Source organism: Hydrogenophaga sp. (genome assembly GCF_048549895.1).
Classification (GTDB): domain Bacteria; phylum Pseudomonadota; class Gammaproteobacteria; order Burkholderiales; family Burkholderiaceae_C; genus Hydrogenophaga.
Genome location: NZ_JBLYYB010000140.1, coordinates 21,597 through 27,860, shown reverse-complemented (window position 1 = coordinate 27,860; position 6,264 = coordinate 21,597). Strand labels below are relative to the sequence as shown.

Sequence of the window (6,264 nt, the reverse complement as noted above, 5' to 3'; positions counted from 1 at the left end):
GGTGACAACGTGTCGATCACGGTGAAGCTGATCAACCCCATCGCGATGGAAGAAGGCCTGCGCTTCGCCATCCGCGAAGGTGGCCGCACCGTCGGCGCCGGCGTCGTTGCCAAAATCATCGCCTAAGGAGCGGACATGTCTACCAAGCAGAAAATCCGCATCCGCCTGAAGGCGTTTGACTACAAACTGATCGACAGCTCGGCCGCCGAGATCGTCGACACCGCCAAGCGCACCGGCGCGATCGTCAAGGGTCCCGTGCCCCTGCCGACCCGCATGAAGCGTTTCGACATCCTGCGTTCGCCGCACGTCAACAAGACCAGTCGCGACCAGCTCGAAATCCGCACGCACCAGCGTCTGATGGACATCGTGGACCCGACCGACAAAACGGTTGACGCCCTGATGAAACTCGATCTGCCCGCTGGCGTGGACGTCGAAATCAAGCTGCAGTAATTGCGGTTTTCAAGCCGGTCGGCGCACCATGCGCTGGTCGGCTTGCACAAACAAAGCCTGCTGGTTATACTGGTAGGCTTTTCCGGATTTCGGTCCGGAAAGTTCGGCTTTGCCGATGCGGCTTGTCAATGATGCAGGTCGTACCTTTAAAACGTGTCGGCGCCTCTCGGGGAGAGTCGATGCACCATCAGCCCCGGCCAATTGAAGTCGGGAACGGAGAAAACAATGAGTCTTAGCAACTCCCTCGGGTTGTTGGGTCGCAAGGTGGGCATGATGCGTCTGTTCACCGATGACGGGGACGCAGTTCCTGTCACGGTGGTCGATGTGTCGAACAACCGCGTGACTCAGGTCAAAACCCTGGCCCATGATGGCTACGATGCGCTGCAGGTCACCTTTGGTGCCCGCCGCGCTTCCCGCGTGACCAAGCCCGAAGCTGGCCATTTGGCCAAGGCCGGTGTCGAAGCGGGTGAAATCATCCAGGAATTCCGCGTCGCTTCTGACGTTGCTGCCCAGTACCAACCCGGTGCCGTGGTGGCTCCCAACGCGATCTTCGCGGTGGGCCAGAAAGTGGACGTGCAAGGCACCTCGATCGGTAAAGGCTTCGCCGGCACCATCAAGCGCCACAACTTCAAATCCCAGCGCGCGTCGCACGGCAACAGCCGTTCGCACAACGTGCCAGGTTCCATCTCCATGGCCCAGGATCCGGGTCGCGTGTTTCCGGGCAAAAAAATGACCGGCCACATGGGCGATGACACCAAAACCATCCAGAACCTCGACATCGTGCGCGTGGACGAAGCCCGTCAGCTGCTCATGATCCGTGGCGCTGTGCCCGGCTCGAACGGCGGTTTCCTGACCGTGCGCCCAGCCATCAAGGCCAAATCCAAGGGAGCAAACTGATGCAAGTTGAACTCCTGAACGACCAGGGTCAGTCATCGTCCAACGTGGACGTGCCTGAGACCGTGTTTGGTCGCGATTACAACGAAGCCCTGATCCACCAACTCGTGGTGGCTTACCAGGCGAACGCCCGTCAAGGCACGCGTGCACAAAAAGACCGCCAGATGGTCAAGCACTCGACCAAGAAGCCGTTCAAGCAAAAAGGTACGGGTCGCGCCCGCGCCGGTATGACGTCTTCGCCTCTGTGGCGTGGCGGTGGTCGGATTTTCCCGAACAGCCCCGACGAGAACTTCACCCAGAAGATCAACAAGAAGATGTACCGCGCCGGCATGGCGTCCATCTTCTCGCAGCTGGTGCGTGAAGGCCGTCTGGCCGTGGTCGACTCCATGAAGGTGGACTCGCCCAAGACCAAGCAGCTGGCCGACAAGTTCAAGGCCATGAACCTGCAATCGGTTCTGGTGATCGCCGAAGAAGTCGACGAGAACCTGTACCTCGCCTCGCGCAACCTGCCCAACGTGCTGGTGGTCGAGCCGCGTTACGCCGATCCGCTGTCGCTGGTGCATTACAAGAAGGTCATCGTCACCAAGGCGGCGATCGACCAGCTCAAGGAGATGTTCGCATGAGCGTCACAAAATACGACGAAGGCCGCTTGATGCAGGTCCTCGTGGCACCGATCGTGTCCGAGAAGGCCACTCAAGTTGCCGAGCAGACCAACGCCGTGATGTTCAAGGTGTTGCGCGATGCTTCCAAGCCCGAGATCAAGGCCGCTGTTGAACTGATGTTCAAGGTCCAGGTCAAGGGCGTGTCCGTGCTCAACCAAAAAGGCAAGGCCAAACGCTTCGGCAAAACGGTGGGTCGTCGCGACCACGTTCGCAAAGCGTATGTGACCCTCATGCCGGGTCAAGAGCTGAACTTCGGCGGGGAGGGCGTTTAATCATGGCAGTCATCAAGATGAAACCCACCTCACCAGGCCGTCGCGGCATGGTGAAGGTCACGCGTGACCACCTCCACAAAGGTGAAGGTTTTGCGCCGCTGCTGGAACCCCAGTTCCAGAAAGCCGGCCGCAACAACAACGGTCACATCACCACCCGCCACAAGGGCGGTGGTCACAAGCACCACTACCGCGTTGTCGACTTCCGTCGCAACAAGGATGGCATTCCGGCCAAGGTCGAGCGCATCGAGTACGACCCGAACCGCACGGCGCACATCGCGCTGGTGTGCTACGCCGACGGCGAGCGCCGCTACATCATCGCCCCGCGTGGCGTTGAAGTGGGCGCAACCTTGCTGTCCGGCTCGGAATCGCCGATCCGCGTGGGCAACACCCTGCCGATCCGCAACATCCCGGTCGGCTCGACCATCCACTGCATCGAGTTGCAAGTCGGCAAGGGCGCGCAAATCGCCCGTTCCGCTGGCGCCTCGGCCGTGCTGCTGGCTCGCGAAGGCATCTACGCCCAGGTCCGCATGCGCTCCGGCGAGGTCCGCAAGGTCCACGTGGATTGCCGCGCCACCATCGGCGAAGTGTCCAACCAGGAGCACAGCCTGCGCCAGTTGGGCAAGGCCGGTGTCAAGCGTCACATGGGCATTCGACCGACCGTTCGCGGTACTGCGATGAACCCGATCGACCACCCGCACGGTGGTGGTGAAGGCAAGACCGGCGAAGGCCGCGCTCCGGTGGATCCGTGGGGCAACCTGACCAAGGGCTACCGCACCCGCAACAACCGCCGCACGCAGTCGATGATCGTCTCGCGTCGCAAGAAGTAAAGGGTTGACAACATGACTCGCTCACTCAAAAAAGGCCCTTTCGTTGACCATCACCTGATGGCCAAAGTCGAGAAGGCCGTGTCCACCAAGGACAAAAAGCCCGTCAAGACCTGGTCGCGTCGCTCGATGATCCTGCCCGATTTCATCGGCCTGACCATTGCCGTGCACAACGGCAAGCAGCACGTGCCCGTGTACATCACCGACCAGATGGTTGGACACAAGCTCGGCGAGTTTTCGCTGACGCGGACGTTCAAAGGCCATCCGGCCGACAAAAAAGCGAAGAAGTAAGGAACAACCATGGAAACCCGTTCAATCGTTCGAGGCGTTCGCCTCTCGGTCGACAAAGGCCGACTGGTTGCCGACCTGATTCGCGGCAAAAAGGTCGACCAGGCCCTCAACATCCTGGCGTTCACGCAGAAGAAGGCCGCCGGCATCGTCAAGAAAGCTCTTGAGTCCGCCATCGCCAATGCTGAACACAACGACGGTGCCGATATCGACGAACTGAAGGTCACGACCATCTACGTCGAACAAGGCACGACGCTCAAGCGCTTCTCGGCCCGCGCCAAAGGCCGCGGCAACCGCATCAGCAAACCCACGTGTCACATCTACGTGACGGTTGGCAACTGAAGAGGTCACAGGAATATGGGACAAAAAATCAACCCCACCGGGTTCCGCCTCGCCGTTTCGCGCAACTGGGCCAGCCGCTGGTACGCAAGCAACCGTGACTTCGCCGGCATGCTGGCCGAAGACATCAAGGTGCGCGAGTACCTCAAGGGCAAGCTGAAGAACGCCGCCGTGTCGCGCGTCGTGATCGAGCGCCCTGCCAAGAACGCCCGCATCACCATTTACTCGGCGCGTCCGGGCGTGGTGATCGGCAAGAAAGGCGAAGACATCGAGAAGCTGAAGAAAGAACTGGCCTCCAAGTTGGGCGTGCCGGTTGCGGTCAACATCGAAGAAGTGCGCAAGCCCGAAATCGATGCCAAGCTGATTGCCGACAGCATCACGCAGCAGCTCGAAAAGCGCATCATGTTTCGCCGCGCCATGAAACGCGCCATGCAGAACGCGATGCGCCTGGGCGCACAGGGCATCAAGATCATGTCGTCGGGTCGCCTGAACGGCATCGAGATCGCACGTTGCGAGTGGTACCGCGAAGGTCGCGTGCCACTTCACACCCTGCGCGCCGACATCGACTACGGCACGTCCGAAGCCAAGACCACCTACGGCATCATCGGTGTCAAGGTCTGGGTTTACAAGGGCGACACCCTGGGCCGCAACGATGCGCCTGTGGCCGCCGAGCCCCGTGTTGAAGAAGAGCGCCGCCCCCGTGGTCCGCGCCGTGAGCGTCCGGCAGGTCCTCCTGCTCGCGCTGCGGTTCGTCGCCCCGGTGCGAACGCTGCTCCGGCCGATGGCAGCGACAAGCCTGCCGAAGCCACGACCGGAACCGAAACCAAACCCGCCGTTAAGCGCGTTCGCAAAGACGCCGCGCCCGCATCTGCAGCTGCGGACGGCAAAGGAGAATAACCATGTTGCAACCTGCTCGCCGCAAATTCCGCAAGGAACAAAAAGGCCGCAATACCGGTGTCGCCACCAGCGGCGCCACCGTCGCGTTTGGTGACTTCGGTCTGAAGTCCACCGACCGCGGTCGCCTGACGGCCCGCCAGATCGAAGCCGCGCGTCGCGCGATTTCCCGTCACGTCAAACGTGGTGGCCGCATCTGGATCCGCGTGTTCCCGGACAAGCCGATTTCCAACAAGCCCGCTGAAGTCCGTATGGGCAACGGCAAGGGCTCGGTGGAGTACTACGTGGCCGAGATTCAGCCCGGCAAGGTGCTGTACGAGATCGTCGGTGTGCCAGAGGAGCTGGCCCGTGAGGCGTTCCAGCTGGCCGCCGCCAAACTCCCCCTGCGCACCACGTTCGTGACGCGCTTGTTGGGTCAGTGATTCAGGAGAACTCAAGATGAAAACTGCTGAACTGCGCCAAAAGGATGTGGCCGGCCTCGAAGCCGAAGTGAAATCGCTGCAAAAGGCCCACTTCGGTCTGCGCATGCAAAAAGCCACGCAACAACTCAACAACAACGCCGTGCTGGGCGACACCCGCCGCGCCATCGCTCGTGCCAAGACCATTCTGGCCGAGAAGCAGCGCAACGCGGCTTCTGCCAAATAAGGAGTGACCATGACGGAAGCTAAAACATCCCTCAAGCGCACCTTGATCGGCAAGGTCGTCAGTGACAAGCGCGCCAAGACCGTGACGGTCCTGGTTGAGCGTCGTGTGAAGCACGAGCTCTACGACAAGATCGTGGCCAAGTCGAGCAAGTACCACGCCCATGACGAAAAGGGCGAGTACAAGACCGGCGACATGATCGAGATCACCGAGAGCCGCCCGCTGTCGAAGACGAAAAACTGGGTCGCCACCCGCCTGGTCCAAAAGGCCGAGCTGGTTTAAGCGCGATTCGCGCTGTTTGCAGCGCCGAACTGAAAAGCGACCGACAATGCCGGTCGCTTTTTCTTTTTCCGGGCTCGGTTTTCGAGCATTCACACCACGGCCCATGGGCCCATAACCACGAGGAGCACAGCATGATTCAGGTTGGCGACAAGATCCCGGCGGCGACGTTGATGGAATACAGCGAAGTGGAAGGCAACGGTTGCAGCATCGGCCCCAATGCCGTGGATGCACACAAGGCGGCCTCGGGTAAAACGATCGCGGTCTTTGCACTGCCCGGCGCTTTCACCCCAACTTGTTCAGCCAAACACGTGCCCGGCTTTGTGGAGCATGCCGGTGACTTCAAGGCGGCGGGCGTGGACGAGATCTGGTGCCTGAGCGTGAACGACGCGTTCGTGATGGGCGCCTGGGCGCGGGACCAGAAGACCGGCGACAAGGTGCGCATGCTGGCCGATGGCAGTGCCGACTTCGCCAAGGCGACCGGTCTCACGCTGGATCTGACGGGTCGCGGCATGGGACTGCGCAGCAACCGTTACTCGATGCTGATCAAGGACGGCGTGGTGAAGGCCCTGAATGTGGAGGCGCCGGGCAAGTTCGAGGTGAGCGACGCAGCCACTTTGCTGGCACAGGCCAAGGCTGGCGTCTGAGTCTGTCGGGGCACAAACAAAAGCCGCTGGTGGTGACACCAGCGGCTTTTTTCATGATCGGTTGTTGCGGTGC

Annotated in this window: 12 protein-coding genes and 1 pseudogene; all 13 read left to right on the top strand. The window is 60.9% G+C overall.

All coding sequences use genetic code 11. The features are described 5' to 3' along the window. A pseudogene (locus tag ACN4F8_RS14450) lies at positions 1-126 on the top strand (elongation factor Tu); the annotation flags it as partial. A 9-nt stretch (positions 127-135) separates the two neighbouring features. After that, the gene (gene rpsJ, locus ACN4F8_RS14445) at positions 136-450 is read left to right on the top strand and encodes a 30S ribosomal protein S10 (protein ID WP_056266806.1); all 315 of its coding nucleotides are present in this window, start codon (positions 136-138) and stop codon (positions 448-450) included. A gap of 225 nt (positions 451-675) precedes the next feature. Then, positions 676-1,347, top strand: a complete 672-nt coding sequence (gene rplC, locus ACN4F8_RS14440) for a 50S ribosomal protein L3 (RefSeq protein WP_056266802.1) — start codon at positions 676-678, stop codon at positions 1,345-1,347. Next, complete coding sequence (rplD, locus tag ACN4F8_RS14435; protein WP_056266799.1) at positions 1,347-1,967, top strand: 50S ribosomal protein L4; 621 nt, start codon at positions 1,347-1,349, stop codon at positions 1,965-1,967. The genes rplC and rplD overlap by 1 nt, the downstream gene beginning before the upstream one ends. After that, on the top strand, positions 1,964-2,278 hold the full coding sequence (rplW, locus tag ACN4F8_RS14430) for a 50S ribosomal protein L23 (RefSeq protein ID WP_056266794.1): 315 nt from the start codon (positions 1,964-1,966) through the stop codon (positions 2,276-2,278). The genes rplD and rplW overlap by 4 nt, the downstream gene beginning before the upstream one ends. A gap of 2 nt (positions 2,279-2,280) precedes the next feature. Next, entirely contained in the window at positions 2,281-3,105 is an 825-nt protein-coding gene (gene rplB, locus ACN4F8_RS14425) for a 50S ribosomal protein L2 (protein ID WP_069048584.1), read from the top strand. Between the two features lie 12 nt (positions 3,106-3,117). Next, complete coding sequence (gene rpsS / locus ACN4F8_RS14420) at positions 3,118-3,393, top strand: 30S ribosomal protein S19 (RefSeq protein ID WP_056266785.1); 276 nt, start codon at positions 3,118-3,120, stop codon at positions 3,391-3,393. A 9-nt stretch (positions 3,394-3,402) separates the two neighbouring features. Next, entirely contained in the window at positions 3,403-3,732 is a 330-nt protein-coding gene (gene rplV, locus ACN4F8_RS14415) for a 50S ribosomal protein L22 (RefSeq protein ID WP_056266781.1), read from the top strand. A gap of 15 nt (positions 3,733-3,747) precedes the next feature. Continuing rightward, the gene (gene rpsC / locus ACN4F8_RS14410; protein ID WP_419474235.1) at positions 3,748-4,626 is read left to right on the top strand and encodes a 30S ribosomal protein S3; all 879 of its coding nucleotides are present in this window, start codon (positions 3,748-3,750) and stop codon (positions 4,624-4,626) included. Positions 4,627-4,628: 2 nt separating this feature from the next. Then, complete coding sequence (gene rplP, locus ACN4F8_RS14405; protein ID WP_419474234.1) at positions 4,629-5,045, top strand: 50S ribosomal protein L16; 417 nt, start codon at positions 4,629-4,631, stop codon at positions 5,043-5,045. A 16-nt stretch (positions 5,046-5,061) separates the two neighbouring features. Then, positions 5,062-5,268 carry a 50S ribosomal protein L29 gene (gene rpmC, locus ACN4F8_RS14400; protein WP_159608378.1) on the top strand — a complete coding sequence of 69 codons (207 nt, stop codon included), beginning with the start codon at positions 5,062-5,064 and terminating at the stop codon, positions 5,266-5,268. Between the two features lie 9 nt (positions 5,269-5,277). After that, on the top strand, positions 5,278-5,547 hold the full coding sequence (gene rpsQ / locus ACN4F8_RS14395) for a 30S ribosomal protein S17 (RefSeq protein WP_300650787.1): 270 nt from the start codon (positions 5,278-5,280) through the stop codon (positions 5,545-5,547). Positions 5,548-5,678: 131 nt separating this feature from the next. Beyond that, on the top strand, positions 5,679-6,191 hold the full coding sequence (locus tag ACN4F8_RS14390; protein ID WP_419474233.1) for a peroxiredoxin: 513 nt from the start codon (positions 5,679-5,681) through the stop codon (positions 6,189-6,191). The last annotated feature ends 73 nt before the right edge of the window (positions 6,192-6,264 follow it).

Coding starts and splice junctions, on each gene's coding strand:
- rpsJ (WP_056266806.1), top strand. CDS start 136: ATGTCTACCAAGCAGAAAATCCGCATCCGCCTGAAGGCGTTTGACTAC.
- rplC (WP_056266802.1), top strand. CDS start 676: ATGAGTCTTAGCAACTCCCTCGGGTTGTTGGGTCGCAAGGTGGGCATG.
- rplD (WP_056266799.1), top strand. CDS start 1,347: ATGCAAGTTGAACTCCTGAACGACCAGGGTCAGTCATCGTCCAACGTG.
- rplW (WP_056266794.1), top strand. CDS start 1,964: ATGAGCGTCACAAAATACGACGAAGGCCGCTTGATGCAGGTCCTCGTG.
- rplB (WP_069048584.1), top strand. CDS start 2,281: ATGGCAGTCATCAAGATGAAACCCACCTCACCAGGCCGTCGCGGCATG.
- rpsS (WP_056266785.1), top strand. CDS start 3,118: ATGACTCGCTCACTCAAAAAAGGCCCTTTCGTTGACCATCACCTGATG.
- rplV (WP_056266781.1), top strand. CDS start 3,403: ATGGAAACCCGTTCAATCGTTCGAGGCGTTCGCCTCTCGGTCGACAAA.
- rpsC (WP_419474235.1), top strand. CDS start 3,748: ATGGGACAAAAAATCAACCCCACCGGGTTCCGCCTCGCCGTTTCGCGC.
- rplP (WP_419474234.1), top strand. CDS start 4,629: ATGTTGCAACCTGCTCGCCGCAAATTCCGCAAGGAACAAAAAGGCCGC.
- rpmC (WP_159608378.1), top strand. CDS start 5,062: ATGAAAACTGCTGAACTGCGCCAAAAGGATGTGGCCGGCCTCGAAGCC.
- rpsQ (WP_300650787.1), top strand. CDS start 5,278: ATGACGGAAGCTAAAACATCCCTCAAGCGCACCTTGATCGGCAAGGTC.
- ACN4F8_RS14390 (WP_419474233.1), top strand. CDS start 5,679: ATGATTCAGGTTGGCGACAAGATCCCGGCGGCGACGTTGATGGAATAC.